A 25,376-nucleotide genomic window follows, 5' to 3' on the forward strand; every position below is an offset into this window, starting at 1 on the left:
CAACAGGCTCTTGCGCAAGGAAACCGCCACAGCCTCCTGCGTCGGCGTCAGCGTCGTCTGCAACCGGCGCGCCGTGTGGCTGCGATCCTGCACGCTGTCGCGCTTGCGCCACTTCCAAACGGTCTGCTCGGAGATGCCGTAGCGCTCCGCCACGACCCACGCCGGCTCAGTGCTCGCCTGGATCGCCGCCCGCACCTTCGGCGTCGTGGTGGCCTGCTTGTGAAGAGAGATCAGCATGTCATTTCCTCGTCCCGAACCTCGCGCAGGATCGATCTTGCCATGAACAATGCAGTTCGGCGAGGGTCTATATGATCATCCGGGATGGGACACCTAATGACTCCCTCTGCTTCCAACCATTTGACGCAAGAAAAGAAGAAGGGACGATATTCGTCAGAGAGATCAAGTTCCGAAAACTCCAACTGCGTCTCTTGAATGCCCCATTCCATCAAAAGACTCAGAATTTTTGCAATCACCGTTTCGCTGCGCTGCAGATCATCCATAGATCACTGTCCCACAATAGTCGAAGAAACGATGCCGTATTGCGCATTGGGTACTTTGGTTTCCCTCGCCCGGGGCGCGTGCGGCCCGGGCAGCGCCCGACCGCCCCCCACGGGCGGGCGCTTCTCGCCCACCCGTGGGGGGCGGGCACCGCCCTCTGGTTGGCGCTGTTTTATCACGGACCTTTCTCACAAATCCATCAACAACCGCCGCGGATCCTCAAGCGCCTCTTTCACGCGCACGAGGAAGGTCACGGCGCCTTTGCCGTCGACGATGCGGTGATCGTAGGAAAGCGCGAGATACATCATCGGGCGGATCTTGATCTCGCCGTTCACGACCATCGGGCGGTCCTGGATCTTGTGCATTCCGAGAATACCGGATTGCGGCGGATTGAGGATCGGGCTGGACATCAGCGAGCCATAGACGCCGCCGTTGGAGATGGTGAAGGTCCCGCCCTGCATTTCGGCCATGGACAGCTTGCCGTCGCGGGCGCGTTTGCCCTTTTCGGCGATGGATTTTTCAATCTCGGCAAAGCTCATCGCGTCGACGTCGCGGATCACCGGCACGACAAGGCCCTGCGGCGTGCCGGCGGCAATGCCGATGTGCACGAAGTTCTTGTAGACGATGTCGGTGCCGTCGATCTCGGCGTTGACCTCGGGCACCTCGCGCAGCGCGTGACAGCAGGCCTTGGTGAAGAAGGACATGAAGCCCAGCTTGACGCCGTGTTTCTTCTCGAAAAGTTCCTTGTATTCGCCGCGCAGGGCCATGATCTCGGTCATGTCCACCTCGTTGTAGGTTGTCAGGATCGCGGCGGCGTTCTGCGCGTCCTTGAGGCGGCGGGCGATGGTCTGGCGCAGGCGGGTCATCTTCACCCGCTCCTCGCGCGCGACATCGTCGGCGGGCACCGGCGCGCGCGGGGTGGAGGCCGGTTCGGCGGCCTCGGAGGTCTTGGGTTGCGAGGGGCTGGCAATGGCCTTTTGCACGTCTTCCTTCATGATGCGACCATCGCGTCCCGTGCCTTTCACGGTCGCCGGGTCGATTCCCTTTTCGGCCATCAGCTTCTCGGCCGACGGTGCGTTTTCCACGTCCTTGCCCGAGGTGTCGGAGGAGGGTGCAGGCGCGGCCTCGGTCTTGGCGTCGGACTTCGCCCCGGATTTGGCCGGGGCAGACTTGGCGCCATCGCCGGAGGAGATCACCGCCAGTTTCGCGGAAGCCTCCACGGTCTCGCCCTCATCTGCCACGATCTCGGACAGCGTGCCGGCGGCGGGGCTTGGCACCTCGACCGAGACCTTGTCGGTTTCCAGCTCGCAGAGCATTTCATCCTGCGCGACGGTATCGCCCACCTTCTTGAACCATGTGGAAACCGTCGCCTCGGAGACCGACTCGCCCAGAGTGGGCACCATGACATCGACGCTTGCGCCGCTATCGCTGTCCGCGTCCTCCTCGTCTTCGTCCGGCGCGGATTTCTTGCTTTCCGCGGGGCGCTCCTCGGGTTGTTCCGATCCGGCCTCCGTGGCGGGCGCGATGGTCGCCAGAAGCGCATCGACGCCCACCGTTTCGCCTTCGGCGGCGACGATGTCGCCCAGCTTGCCGGTGGTGGGGCTTGGCACCTCGACGGTGACCTTGTCGGTTTCCAGCTCGCAGAGCATTTCATCCACGGCGACGGGATCTCCGGGTTTCTTGAACCATGTGGCCACGGTCGCCTCGGTCACGGATTCGCCTAGGGTTGGGACGCGCACTTCGGTGGTCATGTCGTTATCCTTCGATGGTCAGCGCGGAATTCACCAGCGCCTCTTGTTGTGCCTTGTGCTGGCTTGCGAGGCCCGTGGCGGGCGAGGCCGCAGCGGAGCGCCCGGCATAGATCGGGCGGGTGTTCTTGGCCCCGATACGATCCAGCACCCATTCGATATTGGGTTCGATGAAGGTCCAGGCGCCCTGATTCTTGGGCTCTTCCTGGCACCAGACCATGTCGGCCTGCTTGAACCGTTCCAGTTCCTTGACCGCCGAGATCGCCGGGAAGGGATAGAACTGCTCAAACCGCAGCAGGTAGACATCATCGAGGCCGCGCTTGTCGCGTTCTTCCAGAAGGTCGTAATAGACCTTGCCCGAACACATCACCACGCGGCGGATCTCGTCGTCAGGTTTGAGCGTCAGTTCGGAGTGCCCCTTCTGCGCATCGTCCCAGAGCACCCGGTGAAAGCTCGACCCGTCGGTGAAATCCGTCGCGTTGGAGATGCAGAGGCGGTGACGCAGCAGAGATTTCGGCGTCATCAGGATGAGAGGCTTGCGGAAGGTGCGGTGCAACTGCCGGCGCAGGATGTGGAAATAGTTGGCCGGGGTGGTGCAGTTGGCCACGATCCAGTTGTCGCCCCCGCACATTTGCAGGAAACGCTCCAGCCGGGCGGAACTGTGTTCCGGACCCTGCCCCTCGTAGCCGTGGGGCAGCAGGCAGACGAGGCCGGACATGCGCAGCCATTTGCTTTCGCCCGAGCTGATGAACTGATCGAACATGATCTGCGCACCGTTGGCGAAATCGCCGAACTGCGCCTCCCACAAGGTCAGGGCGTTTGGTTCGGCGAGGCTGTAGCCATATTCGAACCCGAGTACCGCATACTCCGAGAGCAGGGAGTCGATCACCTCGAACTGCGCCTGCCCGCCGCGGATGTGGTTGAGCGGCAGGTAGCGTTCCTCGGTTTCCTGGTTGATGAGGCCGGAATGACGCTGCGAGAAAGTACCGCGGGCGCTGTCCTGACCGGAGAGGCGAACCGGGTAGCCTTCGGTCAGCAGCGAGCCAAAGGCGAGCGCCTCCGCGGTGGCCCAGTCGAACCCCTTTCCCGAGGAGAACATCTCTTGCTTGGCGGCCAGCAGGCGGTCGACGGTGCGATGGACCGGATACCCCTCGGGCACGCGGGTGAGCGCCTCTCCGATCTCGGTCAGCGTGTCCGGGGCGATGGAGGTGGTGCCGCGCTGATAGTCCTCTCGTTGTTTGTCGAGATGCGACCAGCGGCCATCGAGCCAGTCGGCCTTGTTCGGTTTGTAATCCTTCCCGGCCTCGAATTCTTCGTTCAGGTGCGCCTGAAAGGACGCTTTCATGTCCTCGATCTCACCTTCGGGGATGAGACCGTCCTTCACCAGCCGTTCAGTATAGAGCGAGAGCGTGGTCTTGTGGCTCTTGATCTTCTTGTACATCATCGGGTTGGTGAACATGGGCTCGTCGCCCTCGTTATGCCCGAAGCGACGATAGCAAATGATGTCGATCACCACATCCTTGCGGAACTTTTGCCGGAACTCGGTCGCGACCTTGGCGGCGTGGACCACGGCCTCGGGGTCGTCGCCGTTGACGTGGAAGATCGGCGCCTCGACCACCAGCGCATTGTCGGTGGGATAGGGAGAGGAGCGCGAGAAATGCGGCGCGGTGGTAAAGCCGATCTGGTTGTTGACCACGAGGTGCATGGTGCCGCCCGTCTTGTGTCCGCGCAGGCCTGACAGGGCGAAACATTCCGCCACCACGCCCTGACCGGCAAAGGCCGCGTCGCCATGCAGCAGGATGGGCAGAACCTGCGTGCGGTCCTTGTCGCCAAGCTGATCCTGCTTGGCGCGGACCTTGCCGAGCACGACCGGGTTCACCGCCTCCAGGTGCGAGGGGTTGGCCGTGAGCGACAGGTGAACGGTGTTGCCGTCGAATTCGCGGTCGGAGCTTGCGCCGAGATGGTATTTCACGTCGCCGGAGCCGTCCACATCCTCGGGCTTGAAGCTGCCGCCCTGGAATTCGTTGAAAATGGCGCGGTAGGGCTTGTTCATCACATTGGCCAGAATGTTCAGCCGTCCACGGTGGGGCATGCCGATCACGACCTCCTTCAGACCCAGTGCGCCGCCGCGCTTGATGATCTGTTCCATCGCGGGAATGAGGCTTTCGCCCCCGTCGAGGCCGAAACGCTTGGTGCCCATGTACTTGACGTGCAGGAATTTCTCGAAGCCTTCGGCCTCCACCATCTTGTTGAGAATGGCCTTGCGCCCGCGACGGGTGAAGCGGATTTCCTTGTTGAAGCCCTCTATCCGCTCCTTGAGCCAAGCCGATTGCTGCGGATCGGAGATATGCATGTATTGGAGCGCAAAGGTGCCGCAGTAGGTGCGGTTCACGATGCTGAGAATCTCCCGCATGCTGGCGACCTGAAGGCCCAGCACATTGTCGATGAAGATCGGGCGATCCATGTCGGCCTCGGTGAAACCGTAGGATTTCGGATCAAGTTCCGGATGGGGGGTCTGGTCGCGCATCCCCAGCGGGTCGAGGTCGGCGACCAGATGGCCGCGAATCCGGTAGGCGCGGATCAGCATCAGGGCGCGGATCGAATCGAGCACGGCGCGCTGTACCGCCTCGTCGGTGAGCATGACGCCCGTTTCCGCGGCCTTTCCCTTGATCTTGTCGCCCGCGCTCTTGACCTCGGCCGGGGCGGGCCACTCGCCGGTAAGGGCGCCGGTCAGATCGTCGGCGGGCATGGGGGGCCAGTCGCGGCGTGCCCACGAGGGGCCCGTCGCCTCTGCCTGCACGTCGCTGTCATTGTCGCCAAGCTGTTTGAAAAAGTCGCGCCATGCCTCGTCCACGGCCTCGGGATCGCTCGCGTAGCGGGCGTAAAGCTGTTCGAGGTATTCGGCGTTGTGCCCCTGCATGAAGGAAGAGGCATGGAACTGATCGTTGGGGCTTTGGTCGGTCATGGGAAAACCTCGGGTTGGGTATGGCGGCACTCGACAGCGGCATGGGGGGCGCGCGGCGAAGGTGCCGTCTGCATTGCGCTGGTGGTGCAAGAAACGCGAATCATGGGGTGGCGTCCTTCAGGGTATGAGCCGGTGTTGACTTGTCGCCAAACAAGCTTGTCCGGTTCGGGAAATAGCGCGCGCGTATCCGTTCGATCGAGGAGGCGAACATCGCGCGAACGGCATCGCGGTGGTGCCTTGGCAACTTGAAAGAGCCACGTCGCCCAGAGAAGCGGAAACGTCTCGTCTGTCGCAGCAGCCGCCAGCCGAGATCGTTCTTGCCCAATCGGTTGGCATATCGGAGAAGCGCGATTTCGTGTCGCGCGAGGCCAAGTTTGCGATCCCTCGACACATGCAGGCCATCAAGGTTGCATCCCATGACGTGACACAAATCGGACAGCAACCCGCCGCCGTGGAGGGTGTCCGGTTCCAGCAAGCGCACCTGCATACCGCACTCTGGCAGCAGATCGTCCCACGCGGCGATTTGCGCGAACTGGTCCCTTCGCGCAACCTGGTCGATCAGCGTTCGCAAATTGATGTCCTGCCCGCTGGATATGGACTGCGAGTACTGGCTTGCCACCCAATCGACCGGATCGCGCAGATAGACAAGATAGCTGCGCTGCGGAAAATACTCGGCGAAGAAGCCGTCAAGCGTGCGGATCAAATCGGGCTTATCCAGCAAATTATACATCGGTTCGCCTGAAATCACGAAAAGCCCGGAGGGCCGATCGCGAACGAACGCGCCGAATTTCGTTTCAAACTCATTGGCGAAGCGGGCCTGATCCTGAAGTGTCGTGACACCGAGCTTCTTGCGGAGCACTAGGTTCGGGATCAGCCTGCCTGCCCGCGTTAGCGCCACGATGGCAGGGCCCGCATGGGCATTTCGGAACCATGCCGGATAGGTGTCGGGATGCTGGGTGTGAATGCCCCGCGCAGCAAGGAGATGGGCATTCTCGGCCAGAAAGCCTTGAATCGTCGTCGTTCCCGTCTTGGGCAGTCCAATGTGGATCAGGGCGCGACGGCCCTGATCCCGTGTCGCCTGATTGGCCTGCCCGGGATGTTGCGCGGTATCCAACGGCATCAGATCATCCAATTGCCTTCAGCACTGCCTCGCCCAAGGTTGCAGGGCTGTCGGCGACAACGATCCCGGCGGCCTTCATCGCCTCGATCTTGTCCTCGGCGCCGCCCTTGCCACCGGCGACGATGGCGCCCGCGTGGCCCATGCGGCGGCCCGGCGGCGCGGTGCGGCCGGCAATGAATCCGGCGGTGGGTTTCCAGCGGCCCTTCCTGCGCTCGGACGCGAGGAATTCGGCGGCGTCCTCCTCGGCGGAGCCGCCGATTTCACCGATCATGATGATCGCCTCGGTCTCGTCGTCGGCAAGGAACCATTCCAGCACGTCGATATGCTCCGTTCCCTTGATCGGATCGCCGCCGATGCCGACGCAGGTGGACTGGCCCAGACCGACATCGGTGGTCTGTTTGACAGCCTCATAGGTCAGCGTGCCGGAGCGCGAGACCACGCCGACCTTGCCGCGCTTGTGGATGTGGCCGGGCATGATGCCGATCTTGCAGGCGTCGGGTGTGATGACACCGGGACAGTTCGGACCGATCAGGGTGGAGTTGCTGCTTTCCAGCGCGCGCTTGACCTTCATCATGTCGAGCACCGGGATGCCTTCGGTGATGCAGACGATCAGCTCCATCTCGGCGTCGATCGCCTCAAGGATGGAATCGGCGGCGAAGGGCGGCGGCACGTAAATGACGGAGGCGTTCGCCTCGGTCCTGGCCTTCGCCTCATGCACGGAGTTGAACACCGGCAGGTCGAGATGGGTTTGACCGCCCTTGCCCGGCGTGACGCCGCCAACCATCTTCGTGCCATAGGCGATGGCCTGTTCGGTGTGGAATGTCCCCTGCGAGCCGGTGAGGCCCTGACAGATGACTTTGGTGTTTTCGTCTACGAGGACTGCCATGGAGTTTGGCTCCTGTGTAGGGCGGGTGCAAACCCACCATTGTTTTGTTCAGAGGTGGGTTTGCACCCACTCTACGATTATCCCTTGACCGCCTTCACGATCTTCTGTGCGCCGTCCTTGAGATCGTCGGCGGCGATCACGTCGAGGCCGGAATTGGAGATGATCTCCTTGCCCTTGTCGACGTTCGTGCCTTCCAGGCGGACCACCAGCGGCACCTTGAGGCCGACCTCTTTCACCGCGGCGATCACGCCCTCGGCGATCACGTCGCAGCGCATGATGCCGCCGAAGATGTTGACGAGGATGCCCTTGACGTTCTTGTCGGAGGTGATGATCTTGAATGCTTCGGTCACCTTGTCCTTGGTGGCACCGCCGCCCACGTCGAGGAAGTTGGCCGGCTCCGCGCCGTAGAGTTTGATGATATCCATCGTTGCCATGGCAAGGCCCGCGCCGTTGACCATGCAGCCGATCTCGCCATCCAGCGCGATGTAGTTGAGATCGTATTTGGACGCCTCAAGCTCCTTGGGATCTTCCTCCGTCTCATCGCGCAGCGCGGCGATGTCGTCGTGACGATAGAGCGCATTGCTGTCGAAGCTGAGCTTGGCGTCGAGCACCTTGAGCGCGCCGCCCTCGGCCACGATCAGCGGGTTGATCTCCAGCATCTCCATGTCTTTCTCGATGAACGCCTTGTAGAGCAGACCCATGAGCGAGACGCACTGCTTGATCTGCGCGCCTTCTAGTCCAAGGGCAAAGGCGATGCGGCGACCGTGGAACGGCTGATAGCCGGTGGCCGGATCGACCGAGAAGGACAGGATCTTTTCGGGAGTGTTGGCGGCGACCTCTTCGATGTCCATGCCGCCTTCGGTCGAGCAGACGAAGGACACGCGACTGCTCACACGATCCACCAGCAGGGCGAGGTAAAGTTCCCGCTCAATGCCGGAGCCGTCTTCGATATAGATGCGGTTGACCTGCTTGCCTGCCGGGCCGGTCTGATGGGTCACGAGGGTGCGGCCCAACATTTTCTTGGCTTCCTCGGCGGCTTCCTCCACCGATTTGGTCAGGCGCACGCCGCCTTTTTCACCGGCGCCGGATTCCTCGAAATGGCCCTTGCCGCGACCGCCGGCGTGGATTTGTGCCTTGACCACCCAGAGCGGGCCGTCAAGCTCGCCCGCGGCGGTCTTTGCATTCTCGGCCTTCAGGACGACGCGCCCTTCGGAAACCGGGGCACCGTAGGAGCGAAGGAGCGCCTTCGCCTGGTATTCATGGATATTCATGAAGCTGTCCCATCTTGCTGCGATTACCTTGGTATAGGCACAAGAGGGGGGGCGGTTTAAACGGTTTTTTGCGGATCGGGGGGAATTTCGCGGAATTTCCCGGTTTTGTGATCACAGGCGAAAATCGTGTGATCACAAAATGGAAACATCACGAATTTGGCATAAAACAAGGAGAATCATGCGGCGTCGCGGCCGAAGGGGTCAAAGAAAGGCCCGCCGGATGTGGGGCGGGCCTTTCGGGTTCGGGATATGTCAGGCTCAGGCCAGCGAACTGTCGATGCCCTTGCAGGCGTCCACGAGGCCCTTCACGGCTTTCACGGAGTGCTCGAACATGGCCTGTTCGTCCTTGGTCATCTTGATGTCGACGATCCGTTCGATGCCGCCGGCGCCGATCACGGTGGGCACACCCACATACATGCCCTTGAGACCAAGCGCGCCATCGACCCATGCCGCGCAGGGCAGCAGGCGCTTCTGATCCTTGAGGTAAGCCTCGGCCATCTCGATGGCGGCGGTGGCCGGAGCGTAGAAGGCCGAGCCGGTCTTGAGCATGCCGACGATTTCGGCCCCACCGTCGCGGGTGCGCTGCACGATCGCGTCAAGCTTGTCCTGCGTCGTCCAGCCCATCTGCACCAGATCAGGCAGCGGGATGCCGGCCACGGTGGAATAGCGCACCAGTGGCACCATCGTGTCGCCGTGTCCGCCCAGAACGAAGGCGGTCACATCGCGCATGGAGACGTTGAACTCCTCGGAGAGGAAGTGACGGAAGCGCGCGCTGTCGAGAACGCCAGCCATGCCGCAAACCTTTTCGCGCGGCAGACCCGAGAATTCGCGCAGTGCCCAGACCATCGCGTCAAGCGGGTTGGTGATGCAGATCACGAAGGCGTCGGGCGCGTTGGCGGCGATGCCTTCGCCCACGGCCTTCATGACCTTGAGGTTGATACCGAGAAGATCATCGCGGCTCATGCCCGGCTTGCGCGGGACACCGGCGGTGACGATGCAGACATCCGCGCCGGCGATATCCTCGTAGGATTGCGTGCCCTTGAGTTTGACATCGATGCCTTCGACGGGGCCGGTTTGTGCAATATCGAGGGCCTTGCCCTCGGGGGTGCCTTCCGCGATGTCGAAGAGGACAACATCGCCGAGTTCTTTCAGGGCGGCGAGATGGGCGAGCGTGCCGCCGATCTGACCTGCGCCGATGAGGGCGATTTTGGGTCGTGCCATGGGAAAAGTCTCCGGTCCGGTTGAAATTTGCGCGATGGGTAGTGCGGAATCCCCCTCGGCGCAAGGTATTTGCGCCGCAGCGCGGCGCCGAGGGGCGATTGCACAGCCGGGGTGCGCCGCGGTAAGCACTGGGCCAGAGGGGATTTTTCGGGCAGGACAGGGCGCATGACGGAGCCGGGCTTTTGCGCGATCGCCGTACCGGCGGTGATCTTCGCGGGCATCTCGAAGGGGGGCTTCGGATCGGGGGCGGCCTTTGCGAGCGCGACGATTCTGGCGCTGGTTCTGCCGCCCAGAGAGGCGATCGGGCTGATGCTGCCGCTTCTGATGCTGATCGACGCGGCGACGCTGCGTCCATACTGGAAACAATGGAGCTGGCCGGACGGGCGGCTTCTGATCCTTGGGGCACGGCGCTTGGTGCGGGGCTGTACGCGGTGGCCGACGACGATCTGCTGCGACTGTTGATCGGGGGGATCTCGGGGGGGGGGTCGTCGTGGTTTGGGGGCTCTGACCCGGACGCCATGCGCCGAGCTCGCGGCTTCCGGGGTGGGCGGGACTTCTGGAGGGGCTGGCGGCCGGGTTCACCAGTTTCGTGAGCCATGCGGGCGGGGCCGCCCGCCGCCGTCTACCTTTTGTCACAGGGGATCGGAAAGACCACCTATCAGGCGACCACGGTTCTTGTCTTCTGGGTGATCAATATCCTGAAGTTCGTGCCCTATGCCTTTCTTGGTATCTTCACGGCGCAGACCTTCGTCGCGGATCTGCTTCTGGCGCCTTTCGCGCTTCTCGGGGCCTGGCTTGGCGTGAAGGCGCATTGGATTGTACCGGAGCGGGCGTTCTTTGCCATCACCTATGTGCTGCTGACCGTGACGGGCGCCAAACTCATATGGGACGGTCTCGGTTTGTGAGGGTCGGGCCGGAGGTTTGTCGCATCGCTTCGGCCATTGACCGAACCAGAGGAAGTATGGTCACGACAAGGTAAACTGAAGTTAACATGGCGGTCGCGCGGGGTATTGCCGCATCGCGGCAAATCCACCCTTGAACTTATCGGCAAAAACTGGCTGTCTCCGCGCAAGATTATTTCGGAGAGAAGTCATGGATCAACGCAACCGCCCCTTTCGTTCCGTTCTCTACATCCCCGCCTCCAAGGAGCGGGCGCTGGACAAGGCGCGAAGCCTTCCGGTGGATGCGATCATCTTCGATCTCGAAGATGCGGTCGCGGTGGAGGAAAAGGCCAATGCACGGGGCATCCTTGCCGAAGCGCTGGCCGCCAAAGGATACGGCGCGCGGATGCGGATCGTGCGGATCAACGGGCTTGAGAGCGACTGGGGCCGCGCCGATGCGCAGGCGGCGCGCGACATGGGCTGCGATGCGGTGCTTCTGCCAAAGGTGGAAAGCGCCGCGCAGGTGCAGGCGCTGGCGGAAATCGTCGGAGAGATACCGATCTGGGCCATGATGGAAACGCCGCGCGGGATGCTCAATGCCGCCGAAATTGCCGCGTATCCGCGGATGGCGGGCTTCGTGATGGGGACCAACGATCTTGCCAAGGAATTGCAGACCCGGTTCCGGCCCGACCGCCAGCCGCTGATGGCGGGGCTCGGGCTATGCCTGCTGGCCGCCAAGGCCGAGGGGCTGGTGATCGTGGACGGGGTTTACAACGCTTTCAAGGACGACGAGGGGCTGCGCGCGGAATGCGCGCAGGGCCGCGACATGGGGTTCGACGGCAAGACGCTTATCCATCCCGCGCAGGTCGAGATCGCCAATGCGGCCTTTGCCCCGACGCAAGACGAGATCGACCTCGCGCGCCGCCAGATCGCCGCCTTTGAAGAGGCCGAGTCATCGGGGAAGGGGGTGGCCGTGGTGGATGGCAGGATCGTCGAGAACCTGCATGTCGCCACAGCGCGCGAGATTCTTGCGAAGGCGGATGCAATCACAGCGATTTCGGGCTAGGACTTGAGGCAGGAAACATCGCGGGGGAGCGGTCATGGAACTTCTTATTCTGGGTGTGCTGCTGTGGATCGTGGCGCATGAGTTCAAGCGGATATTGCCCAAACAGCGCGCGGCCCTTGGGGACAAGGGCAAGGGGCTGGTGGCGGTCGGCGTTCTGCTGTCGATCGTGCTGATGGTGCTGGGCTATCGGGCGGCGCCGTTTGTCAACCTGTGGTATCCGCCGGGATGGACACTGCATGTCAACAACCTGCTGATGTTGCTGGCGTTCTATTTCATGAGTCCGGGGCCGAAGAAGGGCGCGATCTTCTACCGGATGCGGCACCCGATGCAGACGGGCTTCGCGCTCTGGGCGGTGTCGCATCTGCTGGTGAACGGCGATCTGGCGTCGGTGATCCTGTTTGGCGGGCTGGGCCTGTGGAGCGTGGTGATGATGGGCGTGATCAACCGGGCAGAGCCGGGCTGGACACCCGGACCGAAGGGCAGCATCGCCAAGGACGCCATGTTCCTTGTCGCGTCTGCCGTATTGCTGGTGGTCGTCGGCTATATCCACGGCATGATCGGCCCTTGGCCGTTCCCGGGGTAGGCCATGAAACTCTATCGGTTTCTGAGCGCGGATGACACGCCGGCCTTTTGTCACAAGGTGACGGAGGCGCTTAGCAAGGGGTGGGTGCTTCATGGCTCCCCCACCTATGCGTTCGATGCCGCCAACGGGGTGATGCGTTGCGGGCAGGCGGTGGTGAAAGAGGTCGAGCGGAGCTATTCGCCCGACATGAAACTGGGGGAACAGTGAATGGCCAAGACCAATCCGGGCCGGTTTTTCGAGGACTACACCGTGGGCGAGCTGATCCACCATGCGGTGCCGCGCACTGTGTCGGGAGGGGAGCGGGCGCTTTATCACGCGCTCTATCCGGCGCGGCATGCGCTGTATTCCTCGGATGAATTCGCCCGCAGTTGCGGCCTGCCCGAAAGCCCGATCGACGATCTGGCGGCGTTTCATCTGGTGTTCGGCAAGACGGTGCCGGATATATCGCTCAACGCGGTGGCCAATCTTGGCTATGCGCAGGGGCGGTGGCGGATGCCCGTCTACCCCGGCGACACGCTGCGGGCGAGTTCGGAAGTCATTGGTGTCAAACAGAATTCCAACGGAAAGACCGGGGTAGTCTGGGTGCGGACGCAGGGCCATAACCAGCGCGACGAGGTGGTGCTGGAGTATGTCCGCTGGGTGATGGTGCGCAAGCGCGATATTGGCAATCCCGCGCCTGAGCCGGTGGTGCCGGAGCTGGCGGAAGCGGTGGCGCCGGGGGATCTTGCGATCCCGGATGGTCTTGATTTCACGGGCTATGATTTCACCCTCGCCGGGGAGCCGCATCGCTGGGGCGATTACGCCGTGGGTGAGCGGATCGACCACGTGGATGGCGTGACCGTCGAAGAGGCCGAGCATATGCTTGCCACCCGGCTGTGGCAGAATACCGCGAAGGTGCATTTCGATGCCACGGTGCGCGCCGACGGCAACCGGCTCATCTATGGTGGGCATGTCATTTCGCTTGCAAGAGCGTTGAGTTTCAATGGGTTGGCCAATGCCCAGATGATCGTGGCGTTGAATGGCGGGGCCCATGCCAACCCATGTCTAGCAGGCAGGACGGTGCGGGCGTGGTCCGAAGTGCTCGACAAGGCGGAGACACCCGCGCCGGGTGTGGGGGCGATCCGGCTTCGGTTGGTGGCGACGAGCGAGGGCGCGCCGTTCCAGCTTCGGGATGAAGCGGGGAAATACCTGCCGGAGGTGCTGCTTGATCTCGACTACTGGGCATTGATGCCGGTTTGATCGGGACGGGTTTTCGCACTTTCCGACACGCGGCGCGCGCAATAGGCGAATCACCCTTAAGGCCCTGTAATGGCGCGAAAACCGCTGTCTGCATCGCGTCGGTATAACGTCGGTATTGCGTCGGTGCCGGTGTCCGGAATCCGGGCCTTTAACAGAGCGTTCGGTAAGATCTGGTCAAGAAACGGGCCGCTGGCGTGGGTGTGATCACGAATGGCGCGTGCGAACTCGGCAGGCCCGCAAAAACGGGCCGATACCGGGGGCGTGGGGCCGGGTGAGAGGCCGGGCGGGCCATGATTCCGCATTGCGGCGAATACGCGTAATCTTGTGATCACAAGATTTACACCTGTGATCACATAGATCGCCCAATCAAAAAAAATCGCGGGTTTGCACCGTGAAACCCGGTCTTTTAGAGTTCCCCTCAGGTGACAGCACCGAAAAATGCGTTAGTAAGTTGATCAACGGAACCGAATGGAGGCACCCATGGCCGAGGCGAACCGGGGCGAGCGCCCGCTTTCACCGCATCTGACCATCTATCGCCCGCAGATCACGTCGATCTCGTCGATCCTGACACGGATCACCGGCAACGCTCTTATCGTGACGGCTGTTCTGATCGTCTGGTGGCTTCTGGCGGCGGCGACAAGCGCGGACTATTTCGCCACGGCCGATGCGGTTCTGACCTCATGGTTCGGGGATCTGGTGATGACGCTCTCGCTTCTGGGGATCTGGTATCACTACCTCGCGGGGCTGCGGCATCTCTACTTCGACGCGGGGCACGGGCTCGAGCTTGAAACAGCCGAGCGACTGGGCTGGGCCTGCATCATCGGGGCGGTCGTTCTGACCACCCTCACGATCATCATCGTCTGAGGAGGGCATCATGCGTTATCTGACCGCCCGCAAGCGCGCCGAGGGCAAGGGCGCGGCCCATACCGGGACAGAACACCACTGGCACATGAAGATCAGTTCGGTCGGCCTTGCCTTTCTCGTGCCGGTCTTCATCTACATTTTCGGCCGCGCCCTCGGGCAGGGGCACGAGGCGGTGCTCGACATCTTCGCGCGGCCCTTTCCGGCGATCGTGACCGGGCTGGTTCTCGTCGTGGGGATGCAGCATTTCAGCAAGGGCGCGCAGATCATGATCGAGGATTACGCGCGCGGCTTCTGGCGCAAGGCGCTGATCATCGCGGTCATCGCGCTGAGCTGGACCGTCACCGCAACCGGGCTTTTTGCCCTGGCGAAAATCGCGCTCTGAGGACATATGACTATGGCTGCTTACGAATACGAGACACATGAATACGACGTGGTCGTGGTGGGCGCGGGTGGCGCGGGTCTGCGCGCGACGCTTGGCATGGCCGAGCAGGGGTTGCGCACCGCCTGCGTGACCAAGGTCTTCCCGACCCGCTCGCACACCGTGGCGGCGCAGGGCGGGATCGCCGCGTCGCTGTCGAACATGGGGCCGGACAACTGGCAATGGCACATGTATGACACGGTGAAGGGGTCCGACTGGCTCGGCGATACCGACGCGATGGAATATCTCGCCCGCGAGGCGCCCAAGGCCGTCTATGAGCTGGAGCATTACGGCGTGCCCTTCTCGCGCACCGAAGAGGGCAAGATCTATCAGCGCCCGTTCGGCGGGCACACGACAGAATTCGGCGAAGGCCCCCCGGTGCAACGCACCTGTGCCGCCGCTGACCGGACCGGGCACGCGATCCTGCACACGCTTTACGGTCAGTCGCTCAAGCAGAAGGCGGAGTTCTATATCGAGTATTTCGCCATCGACCTGATCATGTCCGATGACGGGGTGTGTCAGGGCGTGGTCTGCTGGAAGCTCGACGATGGCACGATGCATGTGTTCAACGCCAAGATGATCGTGCTGGCCACGGGCGGCTATGGCCGGGCCTATTTCAGCGCCACATCCGCGCATACCTGCACCGGCGACGGCGGCGGCATGGTGGCACGGGCGGGTCTGCCGCTTCAGGACATGGAATTCGTGCAGTTCCACCCGACGGGCATCTACGGGTCCGGCTGCCTGATCACCGAGGGCGCGCGCGGCGAGGGCGGCTATTTGACCAACTCCGAGGGCGAGCGGTTCATGGAACGCTATGCGCCCAACTACAAGGATCTGGCGCCGCGTGATTATGTCAGCCGCTCGATGACCATGGAAATCCGCGAAGGGCGCGGCGTGGGGGCAGAGAGCGATCACATCTACCTCAACCTCAATCATCTGCCGCCGGAGGCACTGGCCGAGCGGCTGCCGGGAATTTCGGAAAGCGCGAAGATATTTGCCGGGGTGGATGTCACGAAAGAGCCGATCCCGGTGCTGCCGACGGTGCATTACAACATGGGCGGTATTCCCACCAACTATTGGGGCGAGGTGCTCGACCCGACGAAGGACGATCCGTCCGCCGTGGTGCCGGGCCTGATGGCCGTGGGCGAGGCAAGCTGCGCGTCGGTGCACGGGGCGAACCGTCTCGGTTCCAACTCGCTCATCGATCTGGTGGTGTTCGGCCGCGCCGCCGCGATCCGTGCCGGCAAGGTGGTCGATCCCGAGGCGACGACGCCAGAGGCCAACACCGCGTCGGTGGACAAGGCATTGGAACGGTTCGACGGGCTGCGCCATGCCAAGGGCAGCGTGCCGACCGCAGAGCTGCGCCTTGAGATGCAGAAGACGATGCAGGCCGATGCCGCGGTGTTCCGCACCTCCAAGACGCTGTCGCAGGGGGTCGAGAAGATGGGCGGCATCGCCGCGAAGATGGACGATCTGAAGGTCACGGACCGCAGCCTGATCTGGAACTCCGACCTGATGGAGACGCTGGAGCTGACCAACCTGATGCCTAACGCTCTGGCCACGATCCACGGCGCCGAGGCGCGCAAGGAAAGCCGCGGCGCCCATGCGCATGAGGATTTCAGCGAGCGGGACGACAAGACATGGCGCGTGCACACTATCGCGCGGCTGGACGGCGGCAAGGTGGATCTGAGCTATCGTCCGGTGATCACCGACCCGCTCACAACCGAGGATGAGGGCGGGATCAAGTTGGAGAAGATCGCGCCGAAGGCGCGGACGTTCTAGGGCAGATGACCGTCGTGGCGCAACAGGAGGCAGATAGCGGCTGGAGCGAGCTGGGGTTCGCTCCGGGTCTGGTTCTGCGTGCCTTCGGGATGCGCCGGGCCGGCAATCACGCGATGCTCAACTGGCTGACGCGGAACGCGCCGGGGGGGGCTGTCTTTCTCAACAATTGCACCCTTCGCAAGAGTCCGTTCGATAGTTACGCCAGCCTTGAGGTCAATGGAGAGCGGCGCAGCCTGCGCCGCCGCGCGCCGCTGTCATCGGTGACGGCGCAGGCCGGGGATGGCGCGATGCTTGTCATCTCCTACGAGGATCACATGCCCGGCCCCGCCGATGCCGGGCGCGCGCTGACTCTGGGGATCGACGAGGCGCGGGTGGATCGCGAACTGATCCTCTATCGCAACTTCATGAACTGGTCGGCTTCGCTTCTCAAGAAGTTGCAGGGCAACGCGCGCTATGGGTTCACCTCGCGGATGCGGGTGATGATCAACGCGCTGGACAAATACCGGCAGGGGCTGGAGCTTGCGAGCGATCCGCAGCTGTCGAAGGTGCTGCCGGTCTGTTATGATAGCTGGCTCGCGTCGGAAACCTATCGGGCGCGGGTGCTTGGGCGGCTGGAACTGCCGCTGCGCGACAACAGTCTTGGCGATGTTCAATCCTATGGCGGCGGCTCGTCGTTTCAGAAGGACGCGGCGGCGCCCGATCAGCTTGCCACCTCGGAGCGCTGGCAGCTCATGGTGCCCAGCCCGGATTATCAGGTGCTGCTGCTGACCGCGTCGCAGGATGAGCGGCTGCTGGATCTGATGGGCGAGTTGATGCCCGAAGATCTAGCGATGCTGCGCGAGTTCGTGCGTCAGGCGCAGTTCCCGTTCGAAGTTTATGTGGGGCATGATCGGTAATGAGACTGTCCCGAACCCGTATGTCCCGCCTGCGCGCGGTCTAGTTAGAAAGAAGGAGGCGACACGATGGTCGAATTTGCACTCCCCAAGAATTCGCGGATCACCACGGGAAAGACGTGGCCGAAACCGGAGGGGACGACCAATCTGCGCAAGGTCCAGATCTATCGCTGGAACCCCGATGACGGGGATAACCCGCGCGTGGACACCTATTTCGTGGACATGGACAGCTGCGGGCCGATGGTTCTCGACGCGCTGATCAAGATCAAGAACGAGATCGATCCGACGCTGACCTTCCGCCGGTCCTGCCGCGAGGGGATTTGCGGCTCCTGCGCGATGAATATCGACGGGATCAATACGCTGGCCTGCATCTACGGCATGGACGAGATCAAGGGCGACGTGAAGATCTATCCGCTGCCGCATCTGCCGGTGGTCAAGGATCTTATCCCCGATCTGACGCATTTCTATGCCCAACACGCCAGTATCATGCCGTGGCTGGAGACCAAGACGAACCGTCCGGCGAAGGAATGGAAGCAATCCATCGACGACCGCAAGAAACTCGACGGTCTCTACGAGTGTGTGATGTGCGCCTGCTGCTCGACCTCCTGCCCGAGCTACTGGTGGAACAGCGACCGCTATCTTGGGCCGGCGGCGCTCCTGCATGCGTATCGCTGGATCATTGACAGCCGGGACGAGGCCACCGGGGAGCGGCTTGACGATCTGGAGGATCCCTTCAAGCTCTATCGCTGCCACACGATCATGAACTGCACCAAGACCTGTCCCAAGGGCCTCAACCCTGCGAAGTCGATCGCCGAGATCAAGAAGATGATGCTGGAGCGCGTGGTATAAGACACGCGGGGCCGGGATGATCCGGCCGCGCCACGGACCGAAGGCGGCGCTCTTGTCGGTGCCGCCTTTGTCATATCATGACGCAGGGGCAGCGATGCAAACCGTGCAAGTCGTCGCGGCCCGAATGTGGGGTGTCAGGGATGGGGAAGAGGACTATCTTGACGGGTGTGGGAGGAGCAGACCTTTGAACAATGAGGCCCACAATGTCCGATACCCTGAAAACCACCCCGCAGGACGCCTTGGCGCAACTTGCCGAGGCGCTGTCCTATTACACCCCGCTTCCCGCACCAGAGCCGTTCGGCGCGCCCTACGAGGACTATCTCGAGGCGGCCTGACGGCGGGGAATGACGCCGGGTCGCGCGCTCCCGGAGCCTGCCCATGGTGATCGTTGTCGGGTTGATCGTCGCCATCGTGCTGATCGTGATCTTCTCGCGCCCGTCGATGCGCAACTGCCGGTGGCGCCGCGACCGCAGCCGTGACACCGGCGGGCAGGAATTTCACGTCTGCGCGGCCTGCGGGGCGACGATGCTGTGCGAGCCGGGCAAGGCGCCGCGCCGCTGTCTCAGGCCCCGCGGATGAAATGCAGCCTGTCAAAGCCGCGGCGCCATGCGCCGACCTCTGAGGCCATGTCCTCGGGGCGGTCCGCCCGTAGCGCGGCGGCGACGAGGCGGGCAAGTTCCGGCGCGTGATCGGGGGTCATCCCCCAGCGAACGATTTCCGGGGTGCCGATGCGCAGCCCGTTCATGTCGCCCGGCACCTCAGCGATGGGCAGACCGATGCCGCAGGCCAGAAACCCGGCCCGGCGCAGGGTTTTCGATGCGGCCTGCCCGCCGCCGAACCCTGCCGCCTCGATTGCGAACTGATGCGAGGCCGTGCCGCCGCCAAAGACCTTCAGCCCCTCTGACTGCATCGCATCCGCCAGCGCGCGAGCCATGTCGATCATCGCCTGCGCATAGGCCACGCCATGATCGCACCAGTCCAGCATGGTGAGCGCCAGTGCCGCCGCCTTGGAGGCGTCGAAATTCGCGGTCATGCCCGGAAACGCGATATGATCGAGCCGCTCTGCGATCATCGCGTCATTCGTCACGATCAGCCCGGAAGGCGGCCCGCCAAGGCTTTTATAGGTGCTCATGGTCATCAGATGCGCGCCTTCGACCAATGGGTTGCGCCATGCGCGCCCTGCGATCAGGCCGCATTGATGCGCGGCATCGAAAAGCACACGGGCCCCCACCGTATCGGCAATTTCGCGGATCCCGGCCACCGGATGTTCGCGCAGGTTGAGCGAACCGCCGATGGTGACGAGGCGCGGTTGGACCTGTTGCGCCAGTGCGCGCAGCCCGTCCAGATCGACGGTATAGCCATCGGCGTCGACCGGGGCGTGATGGATGCGCAGCCCATACAACCCGGCACAGCCCGCGGCGTGGTGGGTGACGTGGCCGCCAATGCTCGCGGGCGGCACGATGATTGCATCGCCGGGCCGGCAGAGCGCCATGAACCCGTAAAGGTTGGCAATCGCGCCGGAGGGGACGCGCAGTTCCGCATAATGCGCCTGAAAGACCTTGGCGCAAAGCTCCGCCGCGATCACCTCGATCTCTTCGATCGCTTCCAGTCCCATCTCGTATTTGTCGCCGGGATAGCCGAGCGAGGGGCGTGAGCCGAGCCCACGCGCCAGCATCGCTTCGGCCGCGGGGTTCATCACGTTGGTGGCGGGGTTGAGGTTGAAGCAATCCCGCTCATGAATCTGGCGGTTCTTTCCGGCAAGCGTGTCAAGGCGCGCGGCAATGGTGTCACTGCCCGCATCGGATGCGCGGGCGGCAATGCGTTGAATCAGGCCCTCGCAGGTTTCGGGAACCCAGGGGCGGCGGGAGAGTTGGGGCATTACGCGGTCTCCTCCGGGTGGCGCGCAAATGCGGCGTTCAGCGCTATCTCCACCATCTCTGCAAAGCCTGTTTCACGCTCTGCGCCGGGCAGCGACTCATGTGTGAGAAGATGGTCGGAGACCGTGAGAACCGCGAGCGCCCGGCAGCCGTGTCTTGCGGCCAGTGTATAAAGCTCTGCTGTCTCCATCTCGACCCCGAGGATGCCGTGGCGCGTCATTTGTTCATTGAGATCGGGACGTTCGTCATAGAACACATCCGAGGAGTAGATGCCCCCCACATGCGGCGTCGTGCCCAGTGCCTCCGCCGCGCGGGCGGCGGCGCGCAGAAGGCCCCAATCGGCGCAGGGCGCATATTTCAACTCGCGGAAAATGCCGCTGGAGGGCGTCGTGAACGTCGTGGCGGTCATGGCGAGGATGATATCGCGGAGTTTCACCCGGTTCTGCATCGCCCCGCAGGAGCCGATGCGGATAAGAGTCCTTGCGCCGTAATCGCGTATCAATTCATTGGCGTAGATCGAAAGCGACGGCATTCCCATTCCGGAGCCGTGAATAGTGACTCTGTGGCCGTTCCATGTGCCGGTGAAGCCCAGCATTCCACGCAGATCATTGATGAGTTTCGGATTGTCCAGAAACCTCTCTGCCGCCCATTTGGCGCGACGGGGATCACCAGGCAACAGGACGGTTTCGGCAATCTCGCCCGATTTGGCGGCAATATGAATTGTCATGACATTCCCCGCAACCGTATCGACGGATCCAAGGGCCTGAGCCGGCCCCCGGGTGCCAGTTGACGCGGCACGGCGGCGGGGTGCAAGCCTGAATCGGATCAGTGGCGGATGACGAACCCGTCCCCGGCCTGGCCCAGCGGGGCGGAGTCGGCCTGCACGTTCTGAACCGAGGCGGCGCCGGGGCCGGTCCAAAGCTCATCGACCATCTGCTGCACGGCGTCCTTTTCCCCCTCGAAGAGGGCGAGGACAGAGCCGGATATCTCGTTGAGTACCCAACCCTTGAGGCCAAGCGCCTCCGCGCGCGCCTGTGTCCAGGCGCGAAAGGCGACCCCTTGAACATGACCCGTCACGCGGGCTTTCACGGCGATCATCGTCATAGTCTCACCTCCGGGTCCGAGTGTCGCGCAACACCCGAGTCGAGGCAAGGTCCGGCTGTGCGTCTCAGATCTCGAGTTGCTCCGGCGTCCATCCGGCGGCGATAGCCTCGGTAAACCATCGCGGTTTGCGGCCCTTGCCCGTCCACGTCACCGATTTGTCGTCGGGGTGGGCGTATTTGGGTTCACCCTTTCGAACGGTTTTGCGGGATGCGCGTTTGCCGGTTTCCTGCAAGAGATCATCGAATGTAAAGCCGTATTCACGGGCGGCCTGTTCGGCCGCCTTGATGGCATCGGCGCGGTGTTGTTTTTCAAGTTTGACCAATTTTTGCTCAACCTCTCTCTTGAGGTCGAGCAACTCTTTTCGGGTCAATTTATCAAGGTTCATACCAGCATCCTTTTTCCATCTCGGTGGCAGGTATTGCGAATGATGATTTGCAATACAAGATGCTGATTTGTGTCAATTCAAAAAGGTTTCAATCTTTATCCGATATCCCCGCATTTCTGGCAAACTGCTCACATATATGGCATTTCAGGTGGGATTTACTCGGCGGCGACCGCAGCGGGATCGGCCAGCGTCACGATGTCGTGCATGATCGTGTTCAACTCGAAATCCTTGGGCGTATAAACCTTTGCCACCCCCATACTGCGCAGGCGCCTTGCGTCCTCTTCGGGGATGATACCGCCGACGATCACCGGGATGTCGCCAAGACCCGCATCGCGCATTCGCTGCAACAGGTCCTCGACCAGCGGGATATGGCTGCCCGACAGGATCGACAGCCCGACAACATGCGCCCCGGTGTCCAGCGCCGCCGTGACGATCTGTTCGGGTGTCAGGCGGATGCCCTCATAGTCGATATCCATTCCGCAATCACGTGCGCGAAAGGCGATCTGCTCGGCGCCGTTGGAATGGCCATCGAGGCCCGGCTTGCCGACCAGAAATTTCAGTCGCCGACCAAGGCGGTCGCTCACCGTGTCCACTGCGCGGCGCAGATCGTCGAGTCCCTCGGTCATGTTGGAAGGACTGCGCGAGACGCCCGTGGGGCCGCGATACTCTCCGAAGACGGCGCGCATCTGCGCGGCCCATTCGCCCGTGGTCACGCCCGCCTTTGCCGCGGCGATGGAGGGCGGCATGATGTTCTCGCACGCTTCGGCGGCGGCGCGCAGGGCGGCGAGCGCCTCTTTCACGGCGGCCGGGTCACGTTCTGCCCGCCAGTCGTTCAGACGGTCGATCTGGTCCTGTTCCGTGGCCGGATCGACCACCATGATGCCGCCATCCTCCCCTATGAGGGGGCTGGGCTCGCCTTCGGTGAACCTGTTGACGCCGACGACGACGATTTCGTCGCGCTCGATCCGGTTGAGCCGTTTGGCATTGGAGTCGACAAGGCGGGACTTCATGTAGTCGATCGCGTCGATCGCGCCGCCCATGCCGTCGATATTGGCCATCTCGCGCCGCGCGCCCTCTTTGAGATCCTCCACCTTGGCATCGACCGCCGGATTGCCGTCGAAAAGATCGTCGAATTCCAGAAGGTCGGTTTCATAGGCGAGGATCTGCTGCATCCGCATGGACCATTGCTGATCCCAGGGGCGGGGCAGGCCAAGCGCCTCGTTCCAGGCCGGAAGCTGCACCGCGCGGGCGCGCGCGTTCTTCGACAGGGTGACGGCGAGCATCTCGATCAGGATGCGGTAGACGTTGTTTTCCGGCTGCTGTTCGGTCAGCCCGAGGCTGTTGACCTGCACACCATAGCGGAAGCGGCGGTATTCCGCATCCTGAACGCCATACCGCTCGCGGCAAATCTCATCCCACAGATCGACGAAGGCGCGCATCTTGCACATTTCGGTGACAAAGCGGATGCCGGCGTTCACGAAAAACGAGATGCGCCCGACGAGACGCGGGAAATCCTCTGCCGGCACGCGGGTTCGCAATTCGTCAAGCACGGCCGTGGCGGTGCTCAGGGCAAAGGCGAGTTCCTGCTCGGGCGTCGCGCCGGCCTCTTGCAGGTGATAGGAACACACGTTCATCGGGTTCCACTTGGGCACGCTCTTGTAGCAATATTCGGCCACATCCCCGATCAGCCGCAGCGACGGTTTGGGCGGGCAGATATAGGTGCCGCGCGAGAGGTATTCCTTGATCAGGTCATTCTGCACCGTGCCGGTCAGCTTCGTGATGTCCGCGCCCTGCTCCTCGGCCACCGCGATATAAAGCGCGAGCAGCCACGGCGCCGTGGCGTTGATCGTCATTGAGGTGTTCATCTGGTCCAGCGGAATACCGTCGAACAGCGCGCGCATGTCCCCCAGATGACAGACCGGCACGCCGACCTTGCCGACCTCACCGCGGGCGAGGACATGATCGCTGTCATAGCCGGTCTGCGTGGGCAGATCGAAAGCCACCGAAAGCCCGGTCTGCCCCTTGGCGAGGTTGGCCCGGTAAAGCGCGTTGGAGGCTGCCGCTGTGGAATGCCCGGCATAGGTGCGAATGAGCCAGGGGCGATCGGCCTGGCGGTCTTTCTGCGGTTGCGACATGTCGGCCCCCTGAATCGAAACGGTAATTATGTTGCGCAGGTGTTTTGATACTTGGAATTTTGTATGCTTGTCAATTCGCTGCGACGCGGCATGGCCGTATTTACCTTCCGGTGTTTCCCTGATCTTGTGCGCGGATGAATACGACTGTGGAGTTGCCACTCTGGCTTTTTGTGTTGATCCTGCTTTTCGCGGCGGTCACATTTGCATCGCATTTCCTGTTTCCCTCGGTGCGCTGGTTCTTCCGCAGGCGGTTGGAGCGTGCGGTCAAGCGCCTCAATGAGCGGCTGGAGCGTCCCATAGAGCCGTTCAAGCTCACCCGCCGCTACGACATGATCCAGCGGCTGGTGTATGATCCGGAGGTCAACCGCTCCATCGTCGAACATGCCCACGAAACAGGGGTTCCCGAGGCGGTGGCCTTCCAGCAGGCGAAATCCTATGCCCGCGAGATCGTGCCATCATTTTCGGCCTCGGCCTATTTCGGGTTTGCGATCCGAGTGGCGCGGTTCCTGTCCAACGCGCTGTATCGCGTGCGGCTGGTCCATGTGGACGAAGAGGGGCTGCGCACGATCAGCCGCGATTCAACGGTGATCTTCGTAATGAACCACCGCTCCAACATGGACTATGTGCTTGTCACCTACCTTGCGGCGGAACGCTCGGCGCTGGCCTATGCGGTGGGGGAATGGGCGCAGGTCTGGCCCCTGTCGCGTCTGATCAGGGCGATGGGGGCGTATTTCATCCGCCGCCGGTCGCGCAATGCGCTCTATCGCAAGGTGCTTGCGCGGTATGTTGCGCTGGCCACGCAGGGCGGGGTGACACAGGCGCTTTTCCCCGAGGGCGGGCTGAGCCTCGACGGGGCAATCCAGCCGCCGAAGCTGGGGCTGCTCAAATACCTGACCGATGCCTATACGCCGGACGGACGGGACGTGGTGTTCGTGCCGGTTGCACTGAACTACGACCGGGTGCTGGAGGATCGCATCCTGCTGCGGGCCCGTGACGGCGGCGGGCGGCGGTTTCGCGCCCGGATCAGCGTGGTCGCATGGTCCGTTCTGAAACTGTTGTGGCGGCGTGTGCGGGGACGGTATCGCAAGTTCGGCTACGCGGCGGTCAGCTTTGGCCATCCGCTGTCGCTTCGCGCCTTTTCGGCGGGGCATGGCGGGGATCTGACCAAACCGCTCGCGCGTGAATTGATGCAGCGGATCGAGGCGGCGGTGCCGGTGCTTCCGGTGCCGATGGTGGCGAGCATTCTTCAGGATGCCACCGCGCCATTGTCGCGCGCGCAGGTGCAGGACGCCTTCGCGGCCAGGATCGAGGCGTTGAAGGACGCGCATGTGTATCTGCCCGAAGGGGAGAGTTCACGGGCGGTGGAGGCCGGGCTTCGCGCCCTGTGCGAACGGCAGGTGATCGCGGAACGTGGCGGAGTCTTCGCGATTGACCCGGCGCAAGCCGATACGGTGGCCTTCTATGCCAATTCCATTCGCCACTTCAGGCCGGACTCGGGTTTTTCTGCATCTGCGAAGTCATAAAATTACAAAAATACGCCTATCTTGGTTGCAATATTTCATTGCGATTAGTATCCAAAGTCGCAGAAACC

25 protein-coding genes and 1 pseudogene are annotated in these 25,376 nt (G+C 62.7%); 13 read left to right on the forward strand and 13 right to left on the reverse strand.

The window, feature by feature from the left end; genetic code table 11:
* From BMW66_RS16940 to mdh, 8 genes are all read right to left on the reverse strand, one after another.
* Positions 1-237 (reverse strand): helix-turn-helix domain-containing protein (locus BMW66_RS16940; protein ID WP_342741883.1); only part of this gene is annotated, 237 nt, incomplete at its 3' end.
* On the reverse strand, positions 231-500 hold the full coding sequence (locus BMW66_RS16945; protein WP_093120194.1) for a hypothetical protein: 270 nt from the start codon (positions 498-500) through the stop codon (positions 231-233). The genes BMW66_RS16940 and BMW66_RS16945, both read right to left, overlap by 7 nt.
* 186 nt (positions 501-686) lie before the next feature.
* On the reverse strand, positions 687-2,249 hold the full coding sequence (gene odhB, locus BMW66_RS16950; protein WP_093120195.1) for a 2-oxoglutarate dehydrogenase complex dihydrolipoyllysine-residue succinyltransferase: 1,563 nt from the start codon (positions 2,247-2,249) through the stop codon (positions 687-689).
* A gap of 4 nt (positions 2,250-2,253) precedes the next feature.
* A complete protein-coding gene (locus BMW66_RS16955) occupies positions 2,254-5,211 on the reverse strand; it encodes a 2-oxoglutarate dehydrogenase E1 component (protein WP_093120197.1) in 2,958 nt (985 codons plus the stop codon).
* A 100-nt stretch (positions 5,212-5,311) separates the two neighbouring features.
* On the reverse strand, positions 5,312-6,109 hold the full coding sequence (locus BMW66_RS16960) for a hypothetical protein (RefSeq protein ID WP_217639331.1): 798 nt from the start codon (positions 6,107-6,109) through the stop codon (positions 5,312-5,314).
* Between the two features lie 226 nt (positions 6,110-6,335).
* Positions 6,336-7,217: a succinate--CoA ligase subunit alpha gene (gene sucD, locus BMW66_RS16965; protein WP_093120200.1), complete on the reverse strand. Its 882-nt coding sequence runs from the start codon at positions 7,215-7,217 to the stop codon at positions 6,336-6,338.
* Between the two features lie 77 nt (positions 7,218-7,294).
* A complete protein-coding gene (gene sucC, locus BMW66_RS16970; protein ID WP_093120201.1) occupies positions 7,295-8,488 on the reverse strand; it encodes an ADP-forming succinate--CoA ligase subunit beta in 1,194 nt (397 codons plus the stop codon).
* A gap of 258 nt (positions 8,489-8,746) precedes the next feature.
* The gene (gene mdh / locus BMW66_RS16975; RefSeq protein ID WP_093120203.1) at positions 8,747-9,709 is read right to left on the reverse strand and encodes a malate dehydrogenase; all 963 of its coding nucleotides are present in this window, start codon (positions 9,707-9,709) and stop codon (positions 8,747-8,749) included.
* A gap of 165 nt (positions 9,710-9,874) precedes the next feature.
* Between mdh and BMW66_RS20880 the strand changes: the two are divergent.
* The 12 genes and pseudogenes from BMW66_RS20880 to BMW66_RS17030 all read left to right on the forward strand — a co-directional run bounded on the left by BMW66_RS20880 (position 9,875) and on the right by BMW66_RS17030 (position 18,863).
* Positions 9,875-10,614 (forward strand): annotated as a pseudogene (locus BMW66_RS20880) (sulfite exporter TauE/SafE family protein).
* Positions 10,615-10,801: 187 nt separating this feature from the next.
* The gene (locus BMW66_RS16985; protein WP_093120204.1) at positions 10,802-11,656 is read left to right on the forward strand and encodes an HpcH/HpaI aldolase/citrate lyase family protein; all 855 of its coding nucleotides are present in this window, start codon (positions 10,802-10,804) and stop codon (positions 11,654-11,656) included.
* A gap of 34 nt (positions 11,657-11,690) precedes the next feature.
* Positions 11,691-12,239: an NnrU family protein gene (locus BMW66_RS16990; RefSeq protein WP_093120206.1), complete on the forward strand. Its 549-nt coding sequence runs from the start codon at positions 11,691-11,693 to the stop codon at positions 12,237-12,239.
* 3 nt (positions 12,240-12,242) lie between these two features.
* Positions 12,243-12,446 (forward strand): DUF1737 domain-containing protein, encoded by a 204-nt coding sequence (locus tag BMW66_RS16995; RefSeq protein WP_093120208.1) that lies wholly within the window; start codon positions 12,243-12,245, stop codon positions 12,444-12,446.
* Positions 12,447-13,478, forward strand: a complete 1,032-nt coding sequence (locus BMW66_RS17000; protein WP_093120210.1) for a MaoC family dehydratase — start codon at positions 12,447-12,449, stop codon at positions 13,476-13,478.
* A 480-nt stretch (positions 13,479-13,958) separates the two neighbouring features.
* Positions 13,959-14,342, forward strand: a complete 384-nt coding sequence (gene sdhC / locus BMW66_RS17005; RefSeq protein ID WP_093120250.1) for a succinate dehydrogenase, cytochrome b556 subunit — start codon at positions 13,959-13,961, stop codon at positions 14,340-14,342.
* Positions 14,343-14,352: 10 nt separating this feature from the next.
* Entirely contained in the window at positions 14,353-14,724 is a 372-nt protein-coding gene (locus BMW66_RS17010) for a succinate dehydrogenase, hydrophobic membrane anchor protein (RefSeq protein WP_093120211.1), read from the forward strand.
* Between the two features lie 12 nt (positions 14,725-14,736).
* Positions 14,737-16,542 carry a succinate dehydrogenase flavoprotein subunit gene (sdhA, locus tag BMW66_RS17015; protein WP_093120212.1) on the forward strand — a complete coding sequence of 602 codons (1,806 nt, stop codon included), beginning with the start codon at positions 14,737-14,739 and terminating at the stop codon, positions 16,540-16,542.
* A gap of 5 nt (positions 16,543-16,547) precedes the next feature.
* Positions 16,548-17,438, forward strand: a complete 891-nt coding sequence (locus tag BMW66_RS17020) for a hypothetical protein (RefSeq protein WP_093120214.1) — start codon at positions 16,548-16,550, stop codon at positions 17,436-17,438.
* 66 nt (positions 17,439-17,504) lie between these two features.
* Positions 17,505-18,284: a succinate dehydrogenase iron-sulfur subunit gene (locus BMW66_RS17025; protein WP_093120216.1), complete on the forward strand. Its 780-nt coding sequence runs from the start codon at positions 17,505-17,507 to the stop codon at positions 18,282-18,284.
* Between the two features lie 203 nt (positions 18,285-18,487).
* On the forward strand, positions 18,488-18,619 hold the full coding sequence (locus tag BMW66_RS20780) for a hypothetical protein (RefSeq protein WP_281242647.1): 132 nt from the start codon (positions 18,488-18,490) through the stop codon (positions 18,617-18,619).
* A gap of 43 nt (positions 18,620-18,662) precedes the next feature.
* Complete coding sequence (locus BMW66_RS17030; RefSeq protein ID WP_093120217.1) at positions 18,663-18,863, forward strand: hypothetical protein; 201 nt, start codon at positions 18,663-18,665, stop codon at positions 18,861-18,863.
* On the opposite strand, the gene BMW66_RS17035 is transcribed toward BMW66_RS17030, so the two are convergent.
* From BMW66_RS17035 to BMW66_RS17055, 5 genes are all read right to left on the reverse strand, one after another.
* Positions 18,847-20,163 (reverse strand): serine hydroxymethyltransferase, encoded by a 1,317-nt coding sequence (locus tag BMW66_RS17035; protein ID WP_093120218.1) that lies wholly within the window; start codon positions 20,161-20,163, stop codon positions 18,847-18,849. The genes BMW66_RS17030 and BMW66_RS17035 overlap by 17 nt on opposite strands.
* Positions 20,163-20,888 (reverse strand): purine-nucleoside phosphorylase, encoded by a 726-nt coding sequence (gene deoD, locus BMW66_RS17040; RefSeq protein ID WP_093120219.1) that lies wholly within the window; start codon positions 20,886-20,888, stop codon positions 20,163-20,165. Before deoD ends, BMW66_RS17035 begins: the two co-directional genes overlap by 1 nt.
* A gap of 98 nt (positions 20,889-20,986) precedes the next feature.
* Entirely contained in the window at positions 20,987-21,265 is a 279-nt protein-coding gene (locus BMW66_RS17045) for an acylphosphatase (RefSeq protein WP_093120220.1), read from the reverse strand.
* Between the two features lie 64 nt (positions 21,266-21,329).
* Positions 21,330-21,650, reverse strand: coding sequence for an H-NS histone family protein (locus BMW66_RS17050; protein ID WP_093120222.1), 321 nt, complete (start codon positions 21,648-21,650; stop codon positions 21,330-21,332).
* A 155-nt stretch (positions 21,651-21,805) separates the two neighbouring features.
* Positions 21,806-23,785 (reverse strand): protein meaA, encoded by a 1,980-nt coding sequence (locus BMW66_RS17055; RefSeq protein WP_093120223.1) that lies wholly within the window; start codon positions 23,783-23,785, stop codon positions 21,806-21,808.
* A 134-nt stretch (positions 23,786-23,919) separates the two neighbouring features.
* Between BMW66_RS17055 and BMW66_RS17060 the strand changes: the two genes are divergently transcribed.
* Positions 23,920-25,308, forward strand: a complete 1,389-nt coding sequence (locus BMW66_RS17060; RefSeq protein ID WP_093120224.1) for a 1-acyl-sn-glycerol-3-phosphate acyltransferase — start codon at positions 23,920-23,922, stop codon at positions 25,306-25,308.
* Positions 25,309-25,376: the final 68 nt, after the last annotated feature.

This window comes from Salinihabitans flavidus, assembly GCF_900110425.1.
Lineage (GTDB): Bacteria > Pseudomonadota > Alphaproteobacteria > Rhodobacterales > Rhodobacteraceae > Salinihabitans > Salinihabitans flavidus.

Coding starts and splice junctions, on each gene's coding strand:
- BMW66_RS17020 (WP_093120214.1), top strand. CDS start 16,548: ATGACCGTCGTGGCGCAACAGGAGGCAGATAGCGGCTGGAGCGAGCTG.
- BMW66_RS16990 (WP_093120206.1), top strand. CDS start 11,691: ATGGAACTTCTTATTCTGGGTGTGCTGCTGTGGATCGTGGCGCATGAG.
- BMW66_RS16985 (WP_093120204.1), top strand. CDS start 10,802: ATGGATCAACGCAACCGCCCCTTTCGTTCCGTTCTCTACATCCCCGCC.
- mdh (WP_093120203.1), bottom strand. CDS start 9,709: ATGGCACGACCCAAAATCGCCCTCATCGGCGCAGGTCAGATCGGCGGC.
- BMW66_RS17000 (WP_093120210.1), top strand. CDS start 12,447: ATGGCCAAGACCAATCCGGGCCGGTTTTTCGAGGACTACACCGTGGGC.
- sucC (WP_093120201.1), bottom strand. CDS start 8,488: ATGAATATCCATGAATACCAGGCGAAGGCGCTCCTTCGCTCCTACGGT.
- BMW66_RS17030 (WP_093120217.1), top strand. CDS start 18,663: ATGGTGATCGTTGTCGGGTTGATCGTCGCCATCGTGCTGATCGTGATC.
- BMW66_RS16995 (WP_093120208.1), top strand. CDS start 12,243: ATGAAACTCTATCGGTTTCTGAGCGCGGATGACACGCCGGCCTTTTGT.
- BMW66_RS17010 (WP_093120211.1), top strand. CDS start 14,353: ATGCGTTATCTGACCGCCCGCAAGCGCGCCGAGGGCAAGGGCGCGGCC.
- deoD (WP_093120219.1), bottom strand. CDS start 20,888: ATGACAATTCATATTGCCGCCAAATCGGGCGAGATTGCCGAAACCGTC.
- BMW66_RS17060 (WP_093120224.1), top strand. CDS start 23,920: ATGAATACGACTGTGGAGTTGCCACTCTGGCTTTTTGTGTTGATCCTG.
- BMW66_RS20780 (WP_281242647.1), top strand. CDS start 18,488: ATGTCCGATACCCTGAAAACCACCCCGCAGGACGCCTTGGCGCAACTT.
- BMW66_RS17045 (WP_093120220.1), bottom strand. CDS start 21,265: ATGACGATGATCGCCGTGAAAGCCCGCGTGACGGGTCATGTTCAAGGG.
- odhB (WP_093120195.1), bottom strand. CDS start 2,249: ATGACCACCGAAGTGCGCGTCCCAACCCTAGGCGAATCCGTGACCGAG.
- BMW66_RS17050 (WP_093120222.1), bottom strand. CDS start 21,650: ATGAACCTTGATAAATTGACCCGAAAAGAGTTGCTCGACCTCAAGAGA.
- sdhC (WP_093120250.1), top strand. CDS start 13,959: ATGGCCGAGGCGAACCGGGGCGAGCGCCCGCTTTCACCGCATCTGACC.
- BMW66_RS17025 (WP_093120216.1), top strand. CDS start 17,505: ATGGTCGAATTTGCACTCCCCAAGAATTCGCGGATCACCACGGGAAAG.
- BMW66_RS16945 (WP_093120194.1), bottom strand. CDS start 500: ATGGATGATCTGCAGCGCAGCGAAACGGTGATTGCAAAAATTCTGAGT.
- BMW66_RS17055 (WP_093120223.1), bottom strand. CDS start 23,785: ATGTCGCAACCGCAGAAAGACCGCCAGGCCGATCGCCCCTGGCTCATT.
- BMW66_RS17035 (WP_093120218.1), bottom strand. CDS start 20,163: ATGCCCCAACTCTCCCGCCGCCCCTGGGTTCCCGAAACCTGCGAGGGC.
- sucD (WP_093120200.1), bottom strand. CDS start 7,217: ATGGCAGTCCTCGTAGACGAAAACACCAAAGTCATCTGTCAGGGCCTC.
- BMW66_RS16955 (WP_093120197.1), bottom strand. CDS start 5,211: ATGACCGACCAAAGCCCCAACGATCAGTTCCATGCCTCTTCCTTCATG.
- sdhA (WP_093120212.1), top strand. CDS start 14,737: ATGGCTGCTTACGAATACGAGACACATGAATACGACGTGGTCGTGGTG.